The 21,467-nt window shown below is 46.9% G+C and carries 15 protein-coding genes; 5 read left to right on the forward strand and 10 right to left on the reverse strand.

Annotated features, from left to right (window positions below; genetic code table 11):
- Positions 1–28 precede the first annotated feature (28 nt).
- A complete protein-coding gene (locus tag QUA23_RS20040) occupies positions 29–1,249 on the forward strand; it encodes an NAD(P)/FAD-dependent oxidoreductase (protein WP_333077936.1) in 1,221 nt (406 codons plus the stop codon).
- A gap of 60 nt (positions 1,250–1,309) precedes the next feature.
- On the opposite strand, the gene QUA23_RS20045 is transcribed toward QUA23_RS20040, so the two are convergent.
- The 9 genes from QUA23_RS20045 to QUA23_RS20085 all read right to left on the reverse strand — a co-directional run bounded on the left by QUA23_RS20045 (position 1,310) and on the right by QUA23_RS20085 (position 13,835).
- A complete protein-coding gene (locus QUA23_RS20045; RefSeq protein WP_333077937.1) occupies positions 1,310–3,727 on the reverse strand; it encodes a sulfotransferase in 2,418 nt (805 codons plus the stop codon).
- Positions 3,728–3,802: 75 nt separating this feature from the next.
- On the reverse strand, positions 3,803–5,875 hold the full coding sequence (locus QUA23_RS20050) for an ATP-binding cassette domain-containing protein (protein WP_333077938.1): 2,073 nt from the start codon (positions 5,873–5,875) through the stop codon (positions 3,803–3,805).
- On the reverse strand, positions 5,876–6,667 hold the full coding sequence (locus QUA23_RS20055; protein ID WP_333071893.1) for an ABC transporter permease: 792 nt from the start codon (positions 6,665–6,667) through the stop codon (positions 5,876–5,878).
- A complete protein-coding gene (locus QUA23_RS20060; protein WP_333077939.1) occupies positions 6,664–7,914 on the reverse strand; it encodes a glycosyltransferase in 1,251 nt (416 codons plus the stop codon). The genes QUA23_RS20055 and QUA23_RS20060 overlap by 4 nt, the downstream gene beginning before the upstream one ends.
- A gap of 256 nt (positions 7,915–8,170) precedes the next feature.
- Complete coding sequence (locus QUA23_RS20065) at positions 8,171–9,487, reverse strand: glycosyltransferase family A protein (protein WP_333077940.1); 1,317 nt, start codon at positions 9,485–9,487, stop codon at positions 8,171–8,173.
- A 274-nt stretch (positions 9,488–9,761) separates the two neighbouring features.
- Complete coding sequence (locus QUA23_RS20070) at positions 9,762–10,958, reverse strand: glycosyltransferase (RefSeq protein WP_333077941.1); 1,197 nt, start codon at positions 10,956–10,958, stop codon at positions 9,762–9,764.
- A 768-nt stretch (positions 10,959–11,726) separates the two neighbouring features.
- Complete coding sequence (locus QUA23_RS20075) at positions 11,727–12,008, reverse strand: hypothetical protein (RefSeq protein WP_333077942.1); 282 nt, start codon at positions 12,006–12,008, stop codon at positions 11,727–11,729.
- Positions 12,009–12,147: 139 nt separating this feature from the next.
- Entirely contained in the window at positions 12,148–12,390 is a 243-nt protein-coding gene (locus QUA23_RS20080; RefSeq protein WP_333077943.1) for a transposase, read from the reverse strand.
- A gap of 242 nt (positions 12,391–12,632) precedes the next feature.
- Positions 12,633–13,835: a glycosyltransferase gene (locus QUA23_RS20085; protein ID WP_333110487.1), complete on the reverse strand. Its 1,203-nt coding sequence runs from the start codon at positions 13,833–13,835 to the stop codon at positions 12,633–12,635.
- Between the two features lie 2,122 nt (positions 13,836–15,957).
- Here QUA23_RS20085 and QUA23_RS20090 point away from each other — a divergent pair.
- Both QUA23_RS20090 and QUA23_RS20095 read left to right on the forward strand, forming a co-directional pair.
- Positions 15,958–16,197 carry a hypothetical protein gene (locus QUA23_RS20090; RefSeq protein WP_333077945.1) on the forward strand — a complete coding sequence of 80 codons (240 nt, stop codon included), beginning with the start codon at positions 15,958–15,960 and terminating at the stop codon, positions 16,195–16,197.
- A gap of 86 nt (positions 16,198–16,283) precedes the next feature.
- Positions 16,284–17,918: an MBL fold metallo-hydrolase gene (locus QUA23_RS20095; protein ID WP_333077979.1), complete on the forward strand. Its 1,635-nt coding sequence runs from the start codon at positions 16,284–16,286 to the stop codon at positions 17,916–17,918.
- Between the two features lie 324 nt (positions 17,919–18,242).
- Here QUA23_RS20095 and QUA23_RS20100 read toward each other — a convergent pair whose 3' ends face one another.
- Positions 18,243–18,554, reverse strand: coding sequence for a DUF6679 family protein (locus QUA23_RS20100; protein ID WP_006633466.1), 312 nt, complete (start codon positions 18,552–18,554; stop codon positions 18,243–18,245).
- Positions 18,555–19,155: 601 nt separating this feature from the next.
- Between QUA23_RS20100 and QUA23_RS20105 the strand changes: the two genes are divergently transcribed.
- Complete coding sequence (locus QUA23_RS20105; protein ID WP_333077946.1) at positions 19,156–19,311, forward strand: hypothetical protein; 156 nt, start codon at positions 19,156–19,158, stop codon at positions 19,309–19,311.
- Between the two features lie 12 nt (positions 19,312–19,323).
- Complete coding sequence (locus QUA23_RS20110) at positions 19,324–21,399, forward strand: CapA family protein (protein ID WP_333077947.1); 2,076 nt, start codon at positions 19,324–19,326, stop codon at positions 21,397–21,399.
- Positions 21,400–21,467 lie beyond the last annotated feature (68 nt).

The following is a 21,467-nucleotide window of genomic DNA, read 5'->3' on the forward strand; positions in this document are numbered from 1 at the left end:
TTGACATTAGAAGCGAGTTAAAAGCAAGATGACTGTAAAAAGTTTTGACATAGTAATAGTAGGAGCAGGTCCCGCAGGCGGACACTGCGCGAGAATCCTAGCCAAATCCGGCCACAAAGTCTTGCTGGCAGAGCAAAACGACAATTTTAATAAAAATGACTTTTCTAGCGCCGCTACACCTCTAGAAACCCTCTCTAAATTCGATTTACCTGAATCCGTTATCGGCAGTTTTTGGCACAAACTTACTATTCAAACTAGCAAAGCCAGTCAAACTTGGGAGTCTCCCGAAAGCTTGGGAGTTGTTCTCAACTTTGCTAAATTTAGAGCATTTTTGGCCAGCGAAGTTGAGCGATTTGGCGGTGAAGTTTGGCTGGGTTATCGCTACACCGGACATTCACAAAGCAAGGGCGAAACAACAGTCGAATTTAAACAGTTATCCGACGGTAAACTTATCAAAGTTAGCACTAAAGTATTGGTTGATGCTACTGGCTTTGCTAGGGCGATTATGTACGAAAAAGAGAATGATAAACCCGATTTTTTGTCGGGAACCGGAATCGAATATTTAATTGAAGTAGAGCCAGAAATTTACAATAAATACAGCGGCGATTTAATCTTCTTTGTGGGCGATAAATGGATGCCTAAAGGTTATTCTTGGATATTTCCAATGGAACCAAACAGGCTGAAAGTTGGTGCTGCCCGAATTTTTTTAGAGCAGAAAACGCTGAGGCATTTGCCACCGCTGAAAAAATATATTGATTTACTGATTGATGAATATCTGAAGTCTAAAAATTATAAAATTCTTGACAAACACGGTTCAATGCTGAAGTACAGTCGTGGTTTGAATGATATTTATTGCAAGGATAATATAATTGCGATCGGCGATAGTGTTTCGACAGTAAATTTTTTGGGTGGCGAAGGAATTAGACACGGGATGGATGGTGCCCAAATCGCCGGGAAATATATTCAAAGGTATTTGGAGGGGAAAATCTCAGATTTTCGGGATTATGAGATGGAAATGCACCGCAAGTTTGATCGGAAATGGAATATTTCGGAAAGATTGGCGGTGAGAAAGTATATCGATGATGTTAATGATGAACTGACCGATAAAATAATTTCTTATTTAAAGTATATGAACACTGAAGATGTTATGGAGATTTTATTTTATTATAACTTTGAGAAAATTTACCGAGGGTTTGGCGGTTATTTGCAGCGAAAAATCAAGGAATTGATTAATAAATTTCACTTGTAAGGTGCGTCCCTTGAGAGATTGTTGATTGAGGAAAAATCTCGCTGATTGAGACGCACCTTACTAAGCTAATTTTAAGGCATTTTCGGCGGTGACTTGAATGCGCGGCAGCGACAATAAAGAATCGTCAAAATTGCTAAAATTCAATTGATATGATACACCAAAAGTATATCCATTAGCTCCAATTAAATGCGCTACAATGGGATCGAAATCCCCGTAAGGATAGGCAAAGCATTTAACAGATTTCTCTAATCCCTGTTCCAAGATAGCACGGGATTTGACCGCCTCTCGCACAATTTCTGTCGGCGACAATGCAGTCAAAGGTTGATGAGTAGCAGACATAGAACCGAATTCAATCCCTGCATCCCGCAATTGCCAAATTTCCGACCATCCCATTAACGGCACTTCTTCAAATTCGGCTTTTTCCCAACTATTTGTCTTGCCTATTGACTCCGCTACAAGAAAAACAGTTCCTGTAAAATCAAAGCGTTTTAGCACAGGCCAAGCATATTGGATAAAGTCGAGATAGCCGCCGTCAAATGTCATCAATACAGCTTTACCGGGTAAAGGAGTTTTAGCCTGTTTTGCGCTTCGCCAATTTTCCCAACTCACACTGTAATAACCCTGATTTTTGAGCTTGTGTAACTGTTGTTCAAAAATCTGGGGAGTAACTGCGTCTAAACCGTCAGGAGAAATGCGGCGGTACGAGAGAATCGGGAGTTTTTCTGTAAGGCTATGATTGTGCACAACTTGAGGTTTCACCGAGTGAGAAACTTCCCGATAAGAAGATTTTGAGCCAATGATTTCCGGTGCGTAAAATACTTGCTTTGGAAACTCGTTTTCTTGGGGAATTTGCATTGTCGGTTCCCCAGCGATTGCCGCGGCTGACTCGATTTCCTGCAGCGCCGCCGCCGGGAGTGAGGCGCGACGGCTGACACTCGTCCCGATCGCACCCGATCGCCTGCCGAATATCACCGCATTTTGGGGATAAATGCCACCAGCACCCGGTGCATTCAACGAGTCGGGCAAATTCGACCTTTGTTGAGCACAAGAGGCTAAGCGCGATCGCAGCCACTGCTTGCCGTTGAGTGGTTTTCCCAGCAAAGCTTCTCGCACGGCGGCGACGCACAACTCAAAACCCATATTTCGAGTAATTGTCGATCGCAATTTTTGAGCCGAAACAAAATTGTTTTTCACCGCAACAGTGACAATACCGACAGCAACGCCGCCTACTTTCACCAGCACGTCTATTTCAGGAAGCTCAACTTTTATATTAGCAAATTCCTCGCTAATTTCTAAGACAATCAAATCTTTTTCGAGGGTAATTGTTGGGACTGCCTCATCTATTTCAGGCTTGTAGAAATCCTCCAAATGCCAATGCGGACGCCCCCATAATTCTTGCATAAATAGCGTCCAGTCATGTTTAGGGTGCAATGGTTCCAGCAAAGTTTCCCACAATTTATTGCCTTTTTCGCAGCGATTGCGTTGAAAGAAGCGATCGAGAATTTGCCAAGCAAACTGAGCTGCAACCGCATCCGCCAAAACCGCAGCCGCCACCATGCCATCGCAAATCGGCAATTCAATAATACCGAGTTTAATTCCTTCTAGTTTGATCGTACAGGACAGGCGATCGCATATTGGCAAAGCGTAAATATCCGAAATTGGTTCGCTCACTTCCACCGCCACTTTCCAAGCAATTTCCCCCTTGACTCGCTGAATTTTATCTAAAATATATCTGATTTCATTTCTAGTAAAAATTTTATGATATTTGTGAACATTACTACTTTTGACATCTCTCTCAATTCCTTTGTGCCAAGGTAAATTTAAACTGAGATTCGCGGCTTTTTCTTGATAGTTGACGAGCATTGTACCGTCATATTCAATGCCCATGAAATTACAAATTTCTCCTAGAATTAGTGTTTTGTTATCTAAAAGCTCCTCATATTTAACTAATATATGATTGGATTTATTAATATATTTGTGGCTAGTTAACATCGCGTGTTCCCAGCGATCGATACAGTGGTTTAAATCCCAACCAGCGCCCCACAATTCGTTAAAACTCCTAGTAGCCTCATACATAGAAGCTATTGTATCCATACCATTTCGCAAAATATGTATGAATTTCGCATCCGGTAAAAAGCGCTCTATGTCATCAATAAAATATATGTGTTCCGGCGTTTTTTCCAACCAAATGCTTTTTTTTTGTTCAGCAGCCAAACCATCCAAAACTCTCACAAACCAACTAGCTTTAGCTTCCAGAGTTTGGCTGTCATCAAAATCTTGCAAAAGTTCATGACGTTTAATCTCATCCTTAAAAAAAGCTTCCATTCTACCTGGCAACTTGCCTGCAAACTGATCGTATAGCAAATAGTGAAAAAACTTAGATTCCGGAAAAGAAATAACTTCGGGATGAGCAGCTAATAAGCTTTGAAGAATTGTTGTGCCACTGCGAGGCGCGCCTACGAGAAATATGCGTTTCATAACATTTTGCTCTTATAATTAACGGTATATTTTGAGGTAGGTTGGGTTTCGTTCTCGGAACCCAACCTGCCAATTCTAACTCCAACTAAAATCCTGCTTTAACAAATCCGAAAGTTCCTGATTGTAAGGTTTGAAATAATCTGTTAATTGTTGTTCGATTGCTGCTGGTATTTTGCTGTACTCCTCGATCGTATTCATCTCATATTCTTTACTTGCCATCGCACTAATATCCAAGAAATCTAAGACTTCCGAAAAAACTTTGTCGGTATTTGCCTCAAAATCTTCACTTTTGAGAATTAGCAACTGTTCCCTAGGAAAATAATCGAGCCAATTTCTGATTTGTTCAACATAAATTCCTCGCGACAAATAAGAATAATGTTGGTGGTTGAAACTGTAATAATCTTTATCGGCTTTGATTTTTTCAATTTCACCTTTTAGGCGATCGGGCTCGGAAGCGATCGCCTTTTCAAAATCCAGCTTTTCGCAGCCGATCGCCACTTCTAAATGATAGTGCAGCCAAGCTCGTTTGACCGGGTTTCGCAGCATTACAATCAGCTTAACATCCGGGAAACACTTGTAAACCCGCTCTGCCACCAACGGATGATAAATATAGTAAGGAGTCATTTCCCACAGCAACACATTTTCATCCGCCACACTGCGAGTCAACTGCTTGCTGTACCAATCAACGCCCCGCTCAAAATTCAAATCAAAAAAGTGAATGTTGCGGGAACCATCTTTGATAATTTGCAAGTGATTTGCGAGATAGCCGGATAGAGGTTCCGTACCACACTTTTGAGCGCCAATAATTAAAAAGTCTGGTTCCTGCTTATTTTTCAACTGAGTCGAAATCTTGGCATAGGCGGGATTATCCTTATTCAAGGCGTGAACTTTATCGGCTGGTTCTGGTAAATCCGCAACCTGCATTTTGCCATCAAATTCCCAGCGGTAGGGCGGAGCAAGAATCGTTTTTTGGTTTACAGTCGATCGCACGTACAGCGGATAAGTGTGCCAATGGTAATCGTAGGCGTAAGCCAAACTCTTCTCGTAAACCCCAGGATTCACGTAATACTGACCGTTTCCTAAATCCAGCCTGTCTACGTGCAGGCGGATTGTGCCTTTACCTTCCGCCAGCGGCAGCAATCTGCCCATTTGATTAGTATTAGTCTCAAAACAACTTTGACCGTCTTCCCGGCTGATTGTCACGCCAAAAATGGCAGCCGAAATAGGCTTTGGCACAGAATAATGAAGTTCCACCGTAATAGAATCGCCACTGTTTATCTCATCATCCGGCAACACTTTAACATCTGTAATTTCTACTTCTAAAGAACCGAAGCGATTGTCATTAATTCGCAGTTGCGAACCCATACTCGTCACTTCAGGAGGACGCATAATAGTGCGTTTTTCGGTTGGTGGGCGCATTTCCGACAAATACTGGCCGACTACCACTTCTGGTTCCCCGTAAGCCACGATTTCACCTGATTTCAGCCACAAAGCCCGATCGCACATTTTCTGAATTTGCGTCGCGTTGTGAGAAATCAAAACAATCGCACATCCTTGACTTTTAAACTCCGCGATTCTGTTCAAACATTTAGTTTGAAAAGCCACATCACCAACCGACAAATGTTCATCAACTAACAGCACTTCTGGATCGGTGTGCACCGCCACCGAAAAAGCCAGCCGCATTTGCATCCCGGTACTGTAAGTCCGCATCGGGCTATCAATAAACTGTTGCAATTCCGCAAATTCAACAATATCATCAAATCGGCGCGCCGCTTCCCGACGAGTCAAACCGGCCACCACCGCACCCACAAACACATTTTCTCTGCCCGTTAAATCCGAGTGAAAACCCGCACCCAAATCCAACAAACCCCCAATTCTGCCATTAACTTCAATAGTTCCTTCTTGAGCGTGGCCGATACCGCCAACAAGTTGCAGCAGCGTCGATTTTCCCGCGCCATTCTTGCCGAGAATTCCTAGCATTTCTCCGGGAGAAACGGTGAAATTGATATCCCGCAGTGCCCAAAAACGCGCCTGCGGTTTCATCTGCCGAAAACCCGCCAAAGCGGCCGCCATAATCGTATAAGGTCGATCGGCAGAGTAGCGGTTAAAACGTTTTCCCAAACCCTTGACAACAATAGCTTGACGCATTTACAATTCCTCCACAAAAGTATTGCTTTGCCGTCTAAAAATTCCCAGTCCGATCGGCAAAAGAGCAGCCACAACCAAGCTAACAATTAACAGTGCCAGCCAATCTGGCTGCGTACCCTTGAGCAGTATGGCGCGGTAGGCTCCAAGCAGTGGCACCATTGGATTTAACTGATAAAAAGGCTGAAATTCTTTCGGGACGCTGTTGAGGTCGTAGAAAATCGGAGTCAGGTAAAACAGCATCTGCAAAACTACGCCCAAAGTGTGCTGAGTATCGCGAAAAGTGACATTCAAAGCGGCGAGGGGATAAGCCAAACTGACTGTCAAAATAAACTGAATAACCATCAGCAGCGGCAACACAAACAGCACTGCACTCGGCTGAACGCCATCAATTGCCAGAAAGATAATTAACACCGGCAAAGCTAACAGAAAGTGAATTAGCCCCGTCATAGTCGTGACTACCGGCAAAATTGCCGTGGGAAAATTAGGCTGTCTGATTAGCGCTTTATTGTTGGTAATTAATCCCGTTGCTTGAAATAATGCGGTTTGAGACCAACTCCAGATTAACAAACCGCTGAAAGCAAAGGAAGAAAATTGCGGAATGTTAATCGGTATAACAGAGCGAAATACAAAGGAAAATACAGCTAACTGCAACAGCGGATTGATTAAAGTCCAAGCAATTCCCAAAGCCGATCGCTTGTATAGTAATTTCATATCGCGATCGACCAACACCCGCAGCAAATCGAAGAAATGAGCGATTTTGCGCCTGTAACCCAGCCTTGGAACACTTCTCATCGCACACCTCCGGCAACTTCCTGCGGTTCAGACTGTAGCTGCTCTTGCGGCTCAATCTCACCTAACTGCTGCGCCTGCAACTGCGCTTTTCTGTAAGCAAAAGGACTGTCGAGAGCTCCTAGCAACTCGCTGACTACCAACTTGCGCGGCAGCAAACCCGGATCTCCCAAGCGGCGCACCAGCCACCAACCAAACCACTGAAACATAGCAAATTTCCAAATTTCCCAGCGCGGCACAGTGCGGTTGCGATAGCACGTGAGTACATAAGCCCCAAAACCGCGCCCGTTATCCTGCAACTGCCGGCTCAAAGCCTCGGCGCTGCGTCGGTGCAAGTGCCACACAAAAGCTCTCGGCTCATAAAAAGTCGAGTATCCCTTAGCCAAAATCCGATGAAACATCTCAATATCCCCACCACCGCGAGTCGCAGTCCCCACATCGAGAGCAACGTCAAAATTGCCCACAGCCTGGAAAACTTGCCGCCGGAAAGCCATATTCGCCCCCACGCCGTATTTGCTCGCCCACAGCAACTCCCGCACAGAAAGCTTGCTACCGTTGGTTTTGTGGCGGTCGAGGTGTTGCAGCATTCCGCCATATATCAGTTCAAATTGCTGTTGCGGCAAGGTTTCCAGTTCGGCTGCCGCCACTAAACCGCTCACGGCCATAATTTCTGGGTCAGCAAACGCCGAAGCAATACCCCGCAGCCAACCGCGATCGGGCCGCACGTCGTCGTCAGTAAAAGCAATAATCTCATGTCGCGCTTCCGCGATCCCGCGATTGCGCGCCCAGTCCAATCCTGGCCGTTCTTCCTTGACGTAGCGTACCGGCAATCGCGCGACGAATTCAGCGGTACTGCTGCTTGCAGGAGCGTTGTCTATAACGATAATTTCGCAGTCGGGATAGTCGAGGGCGAGCAGAGCTTCCAGAGCGCCTTTGAGCAAATCTGTACGATCGCGCGTGCAGATGACAACGCTAATTGGCGGTAGGTGGCGATCCGGCACTGCTTCAGAAACCGCGCCGAATTGCTCTCCTAAAGTCGATCGCACCAACTCTTTTCCTAACTGATCCACAATTGTTTGTCGCACTCGCTCAGCGGAAATTGTTTGTTCCCAGGGATTGTTACTAACATAAGCCCAGCCCAGAGGCCGTCCCCGGTAGCGAACTAAAATGCGAACTCCTTCGTATTGTTCGAGTTGCCTAATCGGATTAATCTGTCCGGCAAACTCAATCTCCATCACTTTTATTGCCATAACTTGCTCCTGAAAATTTTGCAGCGGGCACTAGATAGAAAAGTTTTGACTTGGGACTTTTAACTTTGGGGTTGTAAATTTCCAATTTCCCAACTTTTGAGGTTTGAGTTTTTGGTTTAGCTTCCCCGAATTCAGTAGATATGCACGAAAAAAATATCTTCTAGGGGCTAGTTTAGCTAAGCATAACGAGATATAAGCGAGAAGATGAAGGCACTCACCTGCCCGAATCATGTAATCTTTAGTTGCACCTATTTACTTAGCTATTAATTGCTAACTCGTAAGTTTCAAAGGCAACTAAAGGTTTTTCTTCAAGCATTTCAGCACTGTGGGGCAAACCGTTAACCGCGATCGCCCCAGCCAGCGATTGAGCAAAGTGAAGCGCCAGAATCGATCGCAAGTGAGCGCCCCGCAGCGGTTCCGCGCCCGCTTGCGGAAAAATATGGCCGACTGCCAGTTGGCCGTAATACAGGTAAACCCCAGCCGGTCGTTCCGCATCCAGCAGACTTTCTGCCGCTTCCCAACCTTGCTGCAAATCAATGTTAATTTCATGTCCGCCCAAATCAGCACGGGCCGGGCCCCCTTGCATAAAACTAGAAATAGCAGAGCGACTTTTTAGCTGATCGATCACACCCCGCAAATACCAATAACCGCGCAATTTTGCCCGCAACCACCGCCAAGTTTCCCGCATCCCCACGCTTTCTAGAAAATCCAGAGATTTCCTGACTCCCACAGCCAGCCAATCCATAACCGCCGGCCAGAAAAACGTGAGCGCCACCACAATCTTGTCTACCAAAAAATAAGGAGTTTCGTAGTCTTTGATGTGCAGCATCGGTCTCAGTTCCGGGTGTCGGCCGCCGATCAAAACATCCGAGCGCCCTTCCTGACGAGAGCGGCGGAAAGAGCGATCGAGATTGTTTGTTTCGTGTTCGTAATGATAGCCCACAGCATCCTGCGCTAAAGCAAAAGGTACATCAGCTTTCAGCAAACGCAGCCCAAACTCGTAATCTTCCCCCCCGCAGTTCCCGAAAGCCGAATCAAAGCCTTCGAGACGAGCAAACAGTTCTGCATCCAAAGAAAGGTTGCCGCTGAGCAAATCTTGATAAGTAAATCGGTGACCAGGTTGGCTCATCTGATAAAACTTCTCTTCCCACCACGAGCGCACTTCCACGTCAAAAAACCTAGTTGCTCCGTGCAACTTAGGCGGATAGGGCCCCATGACAGCCGCTCCTGGACGCTCTCGGTGAACCCGTGCGTGGCTTTCCACCAAAGGTGGCAGCGCTTCGATGTCGTCGTCGAGAAACAGCAGCAATTGCCCGGTAGCCGAAGCCGCTCCTGTATTGCGGGCGATGGCAGCGCTCCGGCAATTTACCTCGATCACCTGCAGTTTAAACTGAGCTTTGTAGTCTTGTAGCATTGCCAAAGTATCGTCAATGCAGCTATCTGCCACTACAATAACTTCGAGCAGGTCGATCGGATAAGTCTGCGAGTGCAAAGCATCAAGAGCGCGCCGCAGCGAAGAACTTCGATTGTGGCTCGGAATAATTATGCTAATTGTTGGATTTTCCCTATTCATATTAGATTGGTAATTGGTAATTAGTAATTGTTATTTGGGATTTGGTATTTGGGATTTGGTATTTGGGAGTTTATAAGTGCTGATGACAATTTCAAACACTTTTACTTCTTCCCTGTACCCTCAATATCCATCTGTTAAATCCCTTAAATCCATTACACCATCCGTTGCCGGACTTCCCTGTTCCTCCTGACTAATGACTAATCCCAAAAGCTTAGACCTTAGTTTCATTTCCCAGATTCATTTGTGAGTAAATCTAAAATCTAAAATCTAAAATCTAAAATCGATTAACTTCCCCTTTAACTTCCTGCAACCGCTTGCGAGAATAAAAATAAGCCCTCGGCCCGCTAATGCACCCCCGCATTTGAGCCAAAAGTAAATCACTAGGAATACAGCCCGGTTGCTTTCGCAAAGAAGCAATTAATTCAGGAATTTGCTTGTAATATAGCCATCCCCAAGCTAATAGAGGTACACTAAATTCTTTGTTGATTACAAACATCCGCGTCCAGAAAGCATAGACTCCGATTCCGTAGCATCGGAGCAAGTTGCGCAGTTCTTCCCAGGTGCGTCGGTGGCGGTGCCAACTCAAAGCCCTCGGTTCGTAGACGATGCGGTAGCCCGATCGCAAAATGCGGGCAAACAGTTCGCTGTCTGAACCGCACTTAGCGGGCGTGCCCACGCCCAAAGCTTCGTCAAACAGACCGATGTAGTCGATCAAACTTTTCCGCACAGCCATACTCGCCGAAACCCCCACTGGAGCTATAATCAGCGGATTGCATTGGGCCCCGTCAACCACTCGGCGATCGTAGCCCCGTCCGTGGGGGCTGTAGCGCTCAAACCATTCTTGCGCTTCGGTTTCCAGTTCCAAGGGCATCACCAGCCCCGTGACGCACATCACTCGCGGATCGCTAAAATTCCACAAGAGCGATCGCAGCCAGTTCGGATCGGGGGCAGCATCGTCATCTGTAAACGCTACGAATTCGTGTTTAGCTTCGCGTAAAGCTCGGTTGCGGGCAGCGCTCTCGCCCGCTACATCTTCGCGCACATAGCGGATTTTTGGGTAATTTTTGACCAATTCACTGCTGGCATCCGTGGCTGGACAATTGTCAATTACCAGGTATTCCTGACCCTCATCTGGCAGCAGCATCAGCGCGTCTAGACAGCGCCGCAAATCTTCCGGTCGATCGCGCGTGCAAACTGCTACTGTGGCGAGCGGCAATGCCTCCACTGGTCCCCGCTCATCCCATTCTAGAGTGTCGTAGAGCCAGTTTTTCCACAGGTTGTCACCAGCAGCATTCATCAGTGTTTCCCGTAATTCGTCACCGCCAAGGCGGCCTCCGACTACGGGCAAAAGAGCTTGACCGATCGGTTTTCCGTGCAGTCGAATTAAAATCAAGGCTTTGCTGTAACGCTCCTCAACCGTGATTTCTGGCGGGAGTTTGGAGATTTCCAGGTCAAGAATAGCTGTTGCCATTTTAGATTTTAGATTTTAGATTGCGAAAACATCCTAGATACTCCCTATATTACCCGATGTATTTTAGCAGAAATTGTTTTAGGGGATAGCAACTTCTCAATGCCATACTTGCCGATTGCCTATCGCGAATCAAAGATAAAGCCTCATTGTTTTTATTGCTTTTATTTATTTTTACTTTCAATTACTCACTGATGTCAAGTTTTTTCCCAACACAACTTTTACCACCAGCAACGATCCCTCGTCGAGGCTTATGTCAATTGCAGGTGCTATTGGCAGCAGACCGCCACCAAGGCTCGCCATTAATGCAACCTGTAAAAACCCGATTCTTTGACAAAACCCAGTTTGTGCGATAGCTCCTCATTTCAGTTTTAATTGCGATCGGGTACTATTCAAGGGCAATATACCAAACAATTAAGGACTCTCGCAATTCCAACTTTCGCAAGTAGTAGTTCTATAGCAATCCCAAGCCAGTTGTCAAAATAGAGACGCAGCCCAGAAAATACTTTTTTTGACAATAAAGCCCAATGTTAAGTATAACGGCACAAAAACCATAATATATTATAGAGTCTTGTAGGAACCCATTGAGCTAAAAATCACTCCTATACAACCCACTTGATGAGTGTTCTCACCAGCCCGACCCACATTTTCGCGATTGTCCAAATCAGCACGTGCCGGGTCTCCGTGCATAAAACTAAAAATTGCCGATCTAGTTTTGAGTTCATCAATCACACCTCGCAAATACCAATAACCGCGCAATTTTGCCCGCAATCACCGCCAAGTTTCCCACATCCCCAAGCTTTCAAGCAAATCCAGAGATTTCCTGACTCCCACAGCCAGCCAATCCACAACCGCTGGGAAGAAAAACGTCAGTGGCACCACAATCTTGTCTACCAAACAATAAGGACTTTCGTAGTCTTTGATGTGCAGCGTCGGTCTCAGTTCCGGGTGTCGGCCGCCGCTCAAAACCATTCGAGCGCCCTTCCTGACGAGAGCCGCAGAAAGAGCGATCGAGATTGTTTGTTTCGTTTTCGTAATGATAGCCCACAGCATCCTGCGCTAAACCAAAAGATATAACACTCGCCAAAGCGGTTAGGACGCAATGCGTAAAACAACCTCGAACGCATCTGCTAAAGAATCAAACTGATTCTTTAGTTTACGAATTAAACTGCCCGGCAAAGACCACCATTGGTCAATGCAAGTTGAAATCCGGAGAGAAAGTTGGTAAATATAACAGTCTATCTCCTGCACTTTGAATTAATTCTTCAATTCGACCGCCTTGATGAAACGTGGCCTTATCCCTCAGCACCACTTGTCCTTTAATAAGGGTAAAAATATCGAGAGAGCCTGGAATGTCGAGGGTATTTCCTTTATCCATTTTCGGCCCGGTGCTTATCTCAATAATCAACTTTCCGCTTGATGTATTTGCTTTCACTGAGAGGCACACTTGATATTTAGTATTTGGTATTTGGGAAGTTATAAGTAGTGATTAATTTTTTTTAAACATTCTTACTTCTTCCCTGGTCCCTCAATTTCCATCTGTTAAATCCCTTAAATCCATTACACCATCCATTGCTGGACTTCCCTGTTCCTCCTGACTAATGACTAATCCAAAAAGCTTAGACCTTAGTTTCATTTCCCAGATTCATCTGTGGAGTAAATCTCAAATCTCAAATCTCAAATCTCAAATCGATTGACTTCCCCTTTAAGTTCCTGCAACCGCTTGCGAGAATAAAAATAAGCCCTCGGCCCGCTAATGCACCCCCGCAGTTGAGCCAAAAGTAAATCACTAGGTATACAGCCCGGTTGCTTTCTCCAAGAAGCAATTAATTCAGGAATTTGCTTATACCGCAGCCATCCCCAAGCTAATAGAGGTACACTGAATTCTCTGTTGATTACAAACAGCCGCGTCCAGAAAGCATAGACTCCGATTCCGTAGCCTTGGAGCGTTTTTTGCAATTCTTCCCAAGTGCGCCGATGGCGGTGCCAGCTCAATGCTCTCGGCTCGTAGACAATGCAGTAACCCGCGCGCAAAATGCGGGCAAATAGTTCACAGTCTTCGCCGCCCACCGTAGGTGTTCCCGCCCCCAAAGCTTCGTCAAACAGACCAATGTAGTCGATCAAACTTTTCCGCACAGCCATACTCGCTGAAACTCCCACAAGATGCACAATCAGAGGATTGCAGTGCGCCCCGTCAACTACTCGGCGCTCAAATCCCCGCCCGTGAGGGCTGTAGCACTCAAACCATTCTTGCGCTTCGGTTTCCAGTTCCAAGGGCATCACCAGCCCCGTGACGCACATCACTCGCGGATCGCTAAAATTCCACAAGAGCGATCGCAGCCAGTTCGGATCGGGGGCAGCATCGTCATCTGTAAACGCTACGAATTCGTGTTTAGCTTCGCGTAAAGCTCGGTTGCGGGCAGCGCTCTCGCCCGCTACATCTTCGCGCACATAGCGGATTTTTGGGTAATTTTTGACCAATTCACTGCTGGCATCCGTGGCTGGACAATTGTCAATTACCAGGTATTCCTGACCCTCATCTGGCAGCAGCATCAGCGCGTCTAGACAGCGCCGCAAATCTTCCGGTCGATCGCGCGTGCAAACTGCTACTGTGGCGAGCGGCAATGCCTCCACTGGTCCCCGCTCATCCCATTCTAGAGTGTCGTAGAGCCAGTTTTTCCACAGGTTGTCACCAGCAGCATTCATCAGTGTTTCCCGTAATTCGTCACCGCCAAGGCGGCCTCCGACTACGGGCAAAAGAGCTTGACCGATCGGTTTTCCGTGCAGTCGAATTAAAATCAAGGCTTTGCTGTAACGCTCCTCAACCGTAATTTCTGGCGGGAGTTTGGAGATTTCCAGCTCAAGAATAGCTGTTGCCATTTTAGATTTTAGATTTTAGATTGCGAAAAAATCCTAGATACTCCGTATATTAGCGGATGTATTTCAGCAGAAATTGTTTTAGGGATAGCAACTTCTCAATGCCATACTTGCCGATCGCCGATTGCGAATCAAAGATAAAGCCTCATTTCGTTATGCCTATTATTTATTTTTACTTTCGATGACCTGCTGATGTCAAGTTTTTTCCTACATAATATTTTTTATCCAAAACCTTCGCACCTCGATGCACGTGTCAATTGCAGCCGTTATTGGCCATCGGCGCCCTCCCCAGCCTCCCCATTCATACCAAATCTAAAAACCAGATTTTTTGATAAAACCCAGTTTGTGCGATCGCCCCTCATTTCAGCTTTAATTGCGATCGGGTACTATTCTCTAAAACATACCAAACAATTAAACCCTCTCGCAATTAAAACTTTCGCCAGTAGTAATTATTCTATAATCCCAATCCAGTTGTTATAATAATGAGAGCACCCCTTAATTTTTTTAAGCTAAAACCTAACAAATTGCCCCAAGACAAATACCATGTATGTCTTGCATTGGTCGTTTTATATAAGAATGCGTCCTATACAAAACACTGTATGAGTTCAACACTATACCCACACTAGCTATATTTATAGCTACTTATTTAAGCGACATAAATGAGTTGAGCTAGTCCAATCCATACACCATTACTTAAAGCAGTATTATTTGATTTAAATGTTTGCTTAAGGCTATTAATACCGAGAGTTAGCAGGTTAAATAAGTCATTTACGACTTCATTTGTTCTTAAACCAAACTCTAAAAACTACTGGTATCTCTAGGTTAAAATTGGCAGAACGACGAGTCTCAGTCAATCGATTCGCGATTTTAGATTTTAGATTGACCCCACGGATAAATGCGGGGGTTTGAGGATTTTCGATTTTCGATTGATTCCACGGATAAATCCGGGGGCTTGTACCATCAAGAAATTCTTGGTCAGTTATCTAGAATCGGTGCAAAGCGCAGCAGTCATTGCCTGACGGCATTCAAAAAACTGGAATTTAGCACAAATTCAACGATTCTCTTCGAGAAATACGAGGTGATGTCTGACTTAAAACCAAGCTATTACACTCTGTTTAAGCGGCCACGGGTTAGCTGACAAACAGCTCAAAAACTCCACCCCAAACAATACCCAAATGATAAAAAAAGCCGAAGATTACAGACTGGTTGGAGACTCATAGACCTGAGATTATTTCTGGCAAGTTACTGGGATTTGTAGAGGATAAATATCCTCCCTTGTCGGGGGATGTACCTGGCTATGTTTGGGGTAAAACAAAAAAAACACATCGTTTTGTCCCCTAGTCAAAGAGCGGAGTAAACAAACCTATTATGGGGCAGTCAGTCGATTTTAGATTTGAGTTTTGAGACTTCGGCGAGACGTTGGGCGAGCCGTCGAACCCCGCTCAGTCTCGCCGCGCTCAGACCTTGGGCGAGCTGTCGAGTCGCGCTGAGTCGAAAGATTTGAAATTTTTTACTCCACAGATGAATCTGGAGCTTGAACAAGAGTCTAAAACTTTGGGCTGCGGGCGATTCCTGTCGGAAACTTATATCCATTTTTGGGCGGGGTCAATCGATTTTAGATTTTAGATTTTAGATTTTAGATTAAAGAATTGAAGCATAGACCCCACGGATAAATTCGGGGGGCAAGTTTCATCAGATACAGGTTTTTTATTTCTCCAGGGATGAATCCGGGGGCTTGTATCGTGGATGCTTGCGGTCAAAAAGCCATTTAAACTCTCTCTTGGATAGCCAGAAGGTTTGCTTAGAAGAATGTATCAAACTTTTACAAAGAAACCGATCAAACTCATCAAGTCGTTCTCTGCCCTGACAAAAGCAGTTAGCTAGCACGATGCTGGTTCTCCGTTTTTCAGATTGGACAATACACGGCGCTGACAACCCTAAAAATGAAGAATTGTAAAGTTTTATCAAGATGTTTGGGCATCTGAATTAAAATCTTCTCATAAAAAAGACGAGCTTTTACCAAGCGCAAATTGTGGAAAAAGGTTTAAAACTCAGAATATGAGATCGAGCTCGTTGCTCTTATATGGTGCAATAAAATGTAACTTTTGATGCAAGAACCAGTAGCATGAACTTTGTCGAAGGCCCAATGCCGCTCAGGCAAATGCCTTCGGAAAATCACCTTCTTGGTGTGCATCAAATCTTAAGTGCAATTACTTTCCTTGCACGAGAGCCGGAGCCTTGGAGCAAACATTTAGCTCTATGGCTTACGCACCAGAACTTTGATAAACCGGGTTTTTTAACCGGAAGCGAGGGCGGCAACAAAGTGTTTTCGTTCATCAAACCCGGTTTCAGCGTCCGAGACTGAACTCGATCGAATGAATGCAGTCGCAACCAATGTTTAAATGTGGCGATACTGCAAGTTGCGTGCAAAGCAGGGAGCTAACCGCAGTGATGGATCTCGATTGTTTACCTTACGGCGCAGGCCACGCACAGGAAGGGGTCTGTCTGCTAGTCCGAATGGGCCCGCACCGCATTTTACTCGACTGCGGTATAGAGGATATTGCACCGCTATCAGCGACACTAAATCGATCGCTGCCAGCCGATTTTGTGGTGTGTACCCACGCCCACTCTGACCATGCCAGAGGTTTGCTAGCACTCCATCAATCTTTCCCCCACTTGCCAATTTACGCCAGCGAAGTGACAGCGCGACTGCTACCGCTCAACTGGCCAGAAGTGGTTCATCAGCCAGAGTCCAGGTTCTGTCAGGGACTGCCCTGGCAGTCGCCGCTCGAAGTGCGCCCAGGACTGAGCGTGCAGTTGTTCCCGTCGGGCCATTTGCCCGGAGCGGCGACTGTGCTGCTGACTTATGCAGCCCCGCAACGCACCTACACAGTGGTTTACACCGGCGACTTTTTCCTGTCCAATTCTCGTTTGGTGGAAGGTTTGCCCCTGGGAGAACTCAGGGGCATGAAGCCTGATGTGTTAATTTTGGAAGGCAGTTACGGCACGGCGCGCCACCCTCACCGCCGACAACTAGAAAATCAGTTAGCCGATCGCATCCACCGCGCCATCGCCGACGGTTACTCGGTACTGCTGCCCGCCCCGGCCCTTGGTTTGGGCCAAGAAATGCTGATGCTGCTCCGCAGTCACCACTACTTTACTGGCCGCGACTTGGATATTTGGGTGGACGGCACTGTCGCCGACGGGTGCGACGCTTATCTGGAACTGTTACCCCAATTTCCCACCGCCGTCCAAAATTTTGCTCTGCACCAACCTTTGTTTTGGGACGAAAGGGTGAAACCCCGCGTCCGCCGGCTGTCTGCCGAACAGCGCCCCGGATTGGGAGCCACGCCCTGTATTGTGATTACTGACCAAATAGCTGATTTGGCTTTGTATGTTGCCGATGGCACACATCCTTGGATTTTGCTCGCCCCTCAAAAACCAGGATATCCCGTCAGCGACTGGCTGGGCAACAGGCCCGAATCTGGAGTCACAAGTGTCGAAACTTATCTGCTAGCCGAACACTGCGACGGGCCCGGGACGACCCAACTCATCCACAATTTGCGTCCCCAGCACGTAATTTTACTCCACGGTTCCCCTGCATATTTGGCTGACTTGGCTAACTTGGACGAGCTGCGAAACCGCTACCAGTTGCACACTCCGGCGGCCGGAACACTTGTCGAACTGCCGATCGGGGAAATGTTTTTACAGCCCGCTATCCCAGAAACCAACTATGAGGGAGAACTCAGCGAATTGGGGACAGAGGTAGCAATTAGCTTGCCGAGTCCGATTACAGCCGATCCTCGGTGGGCCAATTTTGCCGATACCGGTTTAGTAGAAGCCCGCTGGCAAGGCGAAGAACTGGTACTGCGCGGCATCTCCCAGCGGGAACTGCTTTTTCAAGGCAGCGCCGTTCAGGCAAACCTCGAATGCTGCGGCAATTGTCAGCACTACCGCAGCCAGCGCTGTTGGAACCAGTCCAGTGCTTTGTTTGGCTTTAAAGTTACCCCCGACGGTTACTGTCCCGTATTTAAAGCGATACCGGAGTCGGAACTTTTCCTAGATGGCGAAACAGACGGCGAATAAGCTCTCGGACACCTAAAAACCAGCCTGCCGGCCCAGAAAACAAAAAACAGTCCTAGACGCAACCAGACAAAAAACCCTGTTTCAGCAGAGCTAGGGTGTCGCGCATTGAATTTTTAAACTACTGTGTATTTACGCTGTTGTCCCGTGGGCAGCAGATCCCGCCATCAAGCTTAAATTTAAAGGCAAAATAGCTTATGTGGTCACAACCCAGAATATGTTTGGCCTCAACCGGGTTTTTTGCATAATAATTTCTCCACAAAAAAGGGAGAAAAGTAGTTTTCTTTTCCCCCAAGTTTTCCTTGTGCCTCAAGCGCGAGCTCAAAACTATTCCAAATTCGAGTCCGGGTAGTGATTGCGAATTTGTTCGGCTTCGGGACAATCGTCAGAAACTAGGGGTTCGCAGTTAGTTCGGGACACCGAAGCCAACTTCTGGGACACAGCTCCAATACTTTCGAGACGCACCATTTCTTCCCAAGAGCTGATTTCGTCTTCTTCGTCGGTTTCGTAGCGCAGCGTGACTAGATCCCCTTCAATATCTAGGATACGAGCGCGCTCTATCCAACGTTGCTGATCTCGAAGAAAAATAGAAACCTCACGACCATCACAACAGAGTTGATAGATTTTGCGCTGTAGCATTTGTCAGTTCTCCTGCGCAGTGTAACTTGCTTAAAATATGGTCTGTTTACCGTAACGTACTTTGGGTTTTACATCGGAAGGCACAGCCGTATGGACTGGCCAGTTTCACGTTTTCCGCAACTTTTGTACCGATGGGAGTTACCAAATTTGATTTTACCACCAAATCTATCTAGTACGCCATTTATCCAATTACAGGTTCTGCAGCCAGTGGCATCCCTCGTGAGAGGCATTTGCCAGCATAGATCGAAGCATTAGGACTTGACAAAGGCACGCGATTAACAGCGACAATAAAAACAGACTCTGCCTCATAAATCTCCCTCTCTTTTGCCTCAAGTCCCCCAGAAATCTATTGTTTCGACGTTTGTTTTATCGCCCACTAACGCCTCTTGGCTCAATCTCAAATCTCAAATCTCAAAGCGAAAGCTCTAAAGCGACACTCAAACAGCGACAATAAAAACAGACTCTGCCTCATAAATCTCCCTCTCTTGTGCCTCAATTTCCCCAGAAACCTCTTGTTTCGACGTTGGTTCTGGCCCCGATTACCCTCTGTGACCTCAATCTAAAATCTAAAATCTAAAATCTAAAATCTACCGACCTGAGTGTGATAAAAATCACTGACAGCAAGCAGCCCCTAAATGTAGAAAATGGTGGCGGCCAACAACTAGCTTCAAAACGGGCAGCGGAACCTGTGGCGGTTAAGCTAAAAGAATTGCGGTTCTGTTCAAAACAAATTGGAGTCATTGCTCGTGCGTATTAAGGAGGCTAATTGATGGTGTACGCAGAAAATTGGTCGCAGCCGTCTATCTTGGAGCTAGCGCGATCCGGCAACTTTCAAGCCCTCAATTACTGGATTGACAGCTTGCTGCGACCCGAAGGGATTTATGCCCGCGTCGAACAGGCTCAGGCCGGCTGCGTCCAAATCCTCGTAGAATTCCAGCGCGAATTTGCGCCAGATACTACATTACTCGGGAGCACTCTCCGCGAAGGCTTAGTCAAATTTATTTGCCACCAACTCTGGAGACTCAACTCGCCAGCAGTAGAAGGAGTGCGAATTCACGCGCGCTTGGCTGGGGATGCAGACATTCTCTGGAAACAGTCAGTGCGAATTGTCACTCCGGCAAACCGCCAGCGGCGGCGTTACCGTTCCCTACCGGCCGTCGATTGGGTTAAATTTAAAACGTATCGTTCTCTGCTGCTAGTGGGATCGGCACTGGCCTCATTTATTTTAGGGTGTTGGGTCAGCTACCACGAAGCTCTGACCCTGCGGTCAGTATCCCCAGTATCCGGGTACCAGCAAACTGCGGTAATGTCGGGGCCGCCTCCAAAACGTGCAGATACGGTGCAAGCGGCCTTAGAAGTGGTACCAGTAGTACAGCAAAAGCAAGTTGCTAATCCTTACGACCCAACAGTAACGCTGATGTTCGGAGGAAATGTGAATCTATCGGATGCGCTCGGAGCATCTGCTGCCAACGATCACCAATGGGCTTTCGCCAATATGGAGGAGTACCGGCAAGCAGATGTGGCGATGGTTAACCTAGAAAACTCCCTGACTCGCTCTACATTGGGGTCTGGCAAAAAACAATTAAATTTTAAAGCCGATCCAGAATCGGTGAAAGTATTAACAGCCGGAGGAGTGGATATTGTCAATCTGGCAAATAGCCGCGCTATGGATTACGAGGAACCGGGGCTGGTGGAGACGATGAATACTCTAGATAATAGTGGGATTCAACACCTGGGAGCCGGCAGAGATATTAAAGAAGCGAGGCGTCCAGATATTATTGAAGTTAAGGGTCAGCGGATTGCCTACCTCGGTTATTACGATGCCGAGCTTAACGTCGCTGACCAAGGGAAAGCGGGCACTAACCCCCGCCGTAACAATCGCGTGGCCGAGGATATTAAAGCTCTTAGGGGTCAGGTAGACTGGATTATTGTGAATTACCACTGGGGAGTCGAATTGGCAGATTATCCGGGGGACTGGCAGATTGATTTGGCTCGGTTCACGATCGACCAAGGAGCTGATTTGGTAGTGGGACACCATCCCCAGGTATTGCAAGGTGCAGAAATTTACAAGGGCCGTCCGATAGTTTACTCGCTGGGTAATTTTATATTCGGCGGGAATGCTCGCAGGGATTACGATACCGCAGTCCTGAAAGTATCGCTCAAAGACAGGAATATGAAGGTAGAGTTTGTGCCTGTGGAGGTGAAAAAGTTTCAGCCGAATGTGGTGAAGGGAGCTGCAGCCGATCGTATCCTCAAACGTGTCGAGCAAATTTCTAGTATTTTCGATCGACCGATGCAATCTTCTGTAGTTCTCGATGCCCTAGTCCAGCCAGGAGCGGCATCAAAAACTCCAAATTCTCCGCCAGGAGCAGCAAAGAGCGGTACATACCAGCCCGGGCGAGGTTCCGGGGGAACCTCCGGTGAAAGCACTCAGCAAGGGCCCGGACAACCCAAACCTACTTTGATTTTGCCGGCTTTGCCGGCTGCGCCCCAACAGCCGGACAACTCCTCATTTTTCCCGAACGGGACAGGGCCTGCAATTGAGTCAAATCCGCCTCCGAATCAAAATTTGCCACCGCGCATCTACCCCACTCAACCTCAAAACCCCAGCGGGGAACCAGAGCCGTTTACAAAAGAGCCATTCATCAAAGAACCGTTTATTTCGCCCCCATCTCCTAGTCAAGGAGGAGTGCCGAGTCCCCAAAGCTATCTTCCCCCCAATCGGGCTGTATCTTTTGAAGTCGCACTCAAAAAGCAGCCGGCCTCCGCGATCGTTCCAGCTAACAGCAGCAAACGCTCTACGCACCGGATAGCCCTGCCTCCTATAGCTGGGAGAATTGGTTAGCCGATGGGGGTCGGAACAACGAGGAGGCAGGGGGAGGATAAGGGCGGTAATGGGTGAACATCAAGATA

The sequence above is a fragment of the Microcoleus sp. Pol1C5 genome (genome assembly GCF_036701115.1).
Taxonomy (GTDB): domain Bacteria; phylum Cyanobacteriota; class Cyanobacteriia; order Cyanobacteriales; family Microcoleaceae; genus Microcoleus.

Excerpts from the sequence above, each read along its gene's own strand:
- QUA23_RS20055 (WP_333071893.1), bottom strand. The coding sequence starts at position 6,667 with ATGAGAAGTGTTCCAAGGCTGGGTTACAGGCGCAAAATCGCTCATTTC.
- QUA23_RS20100 (WP_006633466.1), bottom strand. The coding sequence starts at position 18,554 with ATGCTACAGCGCAAAATCTATCAACTCTGTTGTGATGGTCGTGAGGTT.
- QUA23_RS20040 (WP_333077936.1), top strand. The coding sequence starts at position 29 with ATGACTGTAAAAAGTTTTGACATAGTAATAGTAGGAGCAGGTCCCGCA.
- QUA23_RS20085 (WP_333110487.1), bottom strand. The coding sequence starts at position 13,835 with ATGGCAACAGCTATTCTTGAGCTGGAAATCTCCAAACTCCCGCCAGAA.
- QUA23_RS20075 (WP_333077942.1), bottom strand. The coding sequence starts at position 12,008 with ATGCTGTGGGCTATCATTACGAAAACGAAACAAACAATCTCGATCGCT.
- QUA23_RS20050 (WP_333077938.1), bottom strand. The coding sequence starts at position 5,875 with ATGCGTCAAGCTATTGTTGTCAAGGGTTTGGGAAAACGTTTTAACCGC.
- QUA23_RS20070 (WP_333077941.1), bottom strand. The coding sequence starts at position 10,958 with ATGGCAACAGCTATTCTTGACCTGGAAATCTCCAAACTCCCGCCAGAA.
- QUA23_RS20110 (WP_333077947.1), top strand. The coding sequence starts at position 19,324 with ATGGTGTACGCAGAAAATTGGTCGCAGCCGTCTATCTTGGAGCTAGCG.
- QUA23_RS20045 (WP_333077937.1), bottom strand. The coding sequence starts at position 3,727 with ATGAAACGCATATTTCTCGTAGGCGCGCCTCGCAGTGGCACAACAATT.
- QUA23_RS20065 (WP_333077940.1), bottom strand. The coding sequence starts at position 9,487 with ATGAATAGGGAAAATCCAACAATTAGCATAATTATTCCGAGCCACAAT.
- QUA23_RS20095 (WP_333077979.1), top strand. The coding sequence starts at position 16,284 with ATGGATCTCGATTGTTTACCTTACGGCGCAGGCCACGCACAGGAAGGG.
- QUA23_RS20060 (WP_333077939.1), bottom strand. The coding sequence starts at position 7,914 with ATGGCAATAAAAGTGATGGAGATTGAGTTTGCCGGACAGATTAATCCG.
- QUA23_RS20090 (WP_333077945.1), top strand. The coding sequence starts at position 15,958 with ATGAACTTTGTCGAAGGCCCAATGCCGCTCAGGCAAATGCCTTCGGAA.